The organism is Polaromonas sp. P1_G4, assembly GCF_056405475.1.
In genome coordinates this window covers 1-2680 of sequence record NZ_JBFUCA010000552.1, presented here as the reverse complement: position 1 = coordinate 2680, position 2680 = coordinate 1, and the positions used below count along the sequence as shown (strand labels likewise).

At 61.1% G+C, this 2680-nt stretch carries 3 protein-coding genes; all 3 read left to right on the top strand.

Annotated elements, in window-relative coordinates; translation table 11 throughout:
• Positions 1–39 precede the first annotated feature (39 nt).
• Entirely contained in the window at positions 40–1407 is a 1368-nt protein-coding gene (locus tag AC1D1X_RS20360) for a CmpA/NrtA family ABC transporter substrate-binding protein (RefSeq protein ID WP_477668874.1), read from the top strand.
• Positions 1404–2267, top strand: coding sequence for a nitrate ABC transporter permease (gene ntrB, locus AC1D1X_RS20355; RefSeq protein WP_477648256.1), 864 nt, complete (start codon positions 1404–1406; stop codon positions 2265–2267). Before AC1D1X_RS20360 ends, ntrB begins: the two co-directional genes overlap by 4 nt.
• Before the next feature lie 46 nt (positions 2268–2313).
• The coding region (locus AC1D1X_RS20350) for an ATP-binding cassette domain-containing protein (RefSeq protein WP_477699018.1) at positions 2314–2680 on the top strand (367 nt) is incomplete at its 3' end.

Below are 2680 nucleotides of genomic sequence, written 5' to 3'. Positions count from 1 at the left end.
TTGCAAGTCATCCCCATCGTCCAAAGAAAGGTGCGCGCCATGTCTGACCTCTTTTCTCCCTACGACGCCGACCAGCCCCTGATGCTCAAATGCAGCTGCGGCAGGGACCACAGCGCGGCCGATCACCATGCCGCCGACGCGTCTGCCGCCAGCCCGCAAGCGCTCTCACACAGCTTTATGGAAGCCAGCCTGGTGAAGGCGCTGTTCCCGGTTGACAGCGTGCGCCGCAACTTCCTGCGTGCGGTGGGCGCCAACACGGCGCGCGCTGCGATTGCCTCGGTGCTACCGCTCGGTGCGCTGGAGGCCATGGCGCAAGACCGCGTGCCCCTGGAAAAGAAGGATCTGAAGATCGGCTTCATCGCCATCACCTGCGCCAGCCCGCTCATCATGGCCGACCCGCTGGGCTTTTACAAAAAAGAAGGCCTGAACGTCCAGCTCAACAAAACCGCCGGCTGGGCGCTGATACGCGACAAGATGATCAACAAGGAGCATGACGCCTCCCACTTCCTGTCACCCATGCCGCTGGCAATGACCATGGGTCTCGGTTCCAACCAGGTCAACATGAATGTGGCCAGCATCCAGAACACCAATGGCCAGGCCATCACGCTGCATGTGAAGCACAAGAACAACCGCGATCCGAAGAACTGGAAAGGGTTCAAGTTCGCGATTCCGTTCGAGTACAGCATGCATAACTTTTTGCTGCGCTACTACCTGGCCGAGAACGGCCTGAACCCCGACACCGACGTGCAGCTGCGGGTTGTGCCACCACCCGAGATGGTGGCCAACCTGCGCGCCGGCAATATCGACGGTTTCCTCGGCCCTGATCCTTTCAACCAGCGCGCGGTGTACGACGAGGTCGGTTTCATCCACATCCTCTCCAAGGAAATCTGGGACGGCCACCCTTGCTGCGCTTTTGGCGTCAGCGACGAGTTCATCCAGAAGAACCCCAACACCTTTGCCGCGCTCTACCGCGCCGTGCTGGGCGCATCCTTCATGGCCAGCCAGCCGAAAGACCGCGACCTGATCGCCAAGGTGATCGCGCCTACGCAATACCTCAACCAGCCCGAGGCCGTGCTGCAGCAGGTTCTCACAGGCAAGTTCGCCGACGGCCTGGGAAATATCCGCAACGTGCCGGACCGCGCCAACTTCGACCCGGTGCCGTGGCAGAGCATGGCGGTGTGGATGCTCACGCAGATGAAGCGCTGGGGTTATGTGAAGGGCGAGGTTAACTACAAACAGATCGCCGAAAAGGTCTTCATGCTCACCGACGCCAAGAAGCAGATGGCGCTGGCCGGCTTCAAGCCGCCCGAAGGCGCTTACAAGAAGTTCAAGGTGATGGGCAAGGAGTTTGACCCTGCAAAACCAGACGACTACGTCAAGAGCTTCAGCATCAACAAGCTTTCATGAAATCCCTGAACCTCAAGGCGGGCCTGGTCTCGCTGCTTATCTTTTTCGCCTTCCTGGGCATCTGGTACGTGGCCACGCTGCCCGCATCCGGTACGCCGGCAGCCAGCACGGCGGGCCTGAGCGCCGAGCAGATCGAATACCAGAAGATGATGGGCAAGGACCCTGGCAACACCAAGACCACCGGTTTCCCCACGCTGGGCCAGATGGGCACAGCCATCTGGAAGCAGGTGTCCAACCCGCTGTATGACAACGGCCCCAACGACAAGGGCATCCTGATCCAGCTCGGCCATTCGCTGGCGCGTGTGGGCCTGGGCTTTTTGCTGGCCTGCGCGGTGGCCGTACCCCTGGGTTTTGTGATCGGCATGTCGCCACTGCTGCGCCGCGCGTTTGACCCCTTCATCCAGGTGCTCAAGCCCATCTCGCCGCTGGCGTGGATGCCGCTGGCGCTCTATACCATCAAGGACTCATCGATCTCGGGCATCTTTGTGATCTTTATCTGCTCGGTCTGGCCCATGCTGATCAACACCGCCTTTGGCGTGGCCTCGGTCAAGCGCGAATGGCTCAACGTGGCCAGCACGCTCGAAGTCGGCCCCCTGCGCAAGGCCTTTCAGGTGATCCTGCCGGCGGCGGCGCCCACCATCCTGACCGGCATGCGCATCTCCATGGGCATTGCCTGGCTGGTGATTGTGGCGGCCGAGATGCTGGTGGGTGGCACCGGCATTGGCTACTTCGTCTGGAACGAGTGGAACAACCTCTCACTCACCAACGTGATCTTCGCCATCCTGGTCATCGGCATCGTCGGCATGCTGCTGGACCTGGCCTTCGCTCAACTACAGAAGGTCGTCACTTATGTGGAGTGAGCCTATTGCGCGCGCCCCTGTCGCCACGCCAATGAAAGAACACAACATGCAGCAGGGATTCCTCAAGATCGAAGGCCTGAGCAAAGCCTTTACGCCCGCCCGGCCGGTGTTTGCCGACGTGTCCTTCACCATCAGCAAGGGTGAGTTCGTCTGCATCATCGGCCACTCGGGCTGCGGCAAGACCACCATCCTCAATGTGCTGGCCGGGCTGGACAGCGCCACCGCCGGCCACATCTTCATGGAAAACCGCGAGATCGGCGGCCCCAGCCTGGAGCGCGGCGTGGTGTTCCAGAGCCATGCGCTCATGCCGTGGCTCACCGTGCGCAAGAACATCGCGTTTGCGGTGGTGTCACGCTGGGCCGACTGGACTTCGGCGCAAGTCAATGCGCATGTGGAAAAGTTCGTCGCCATGG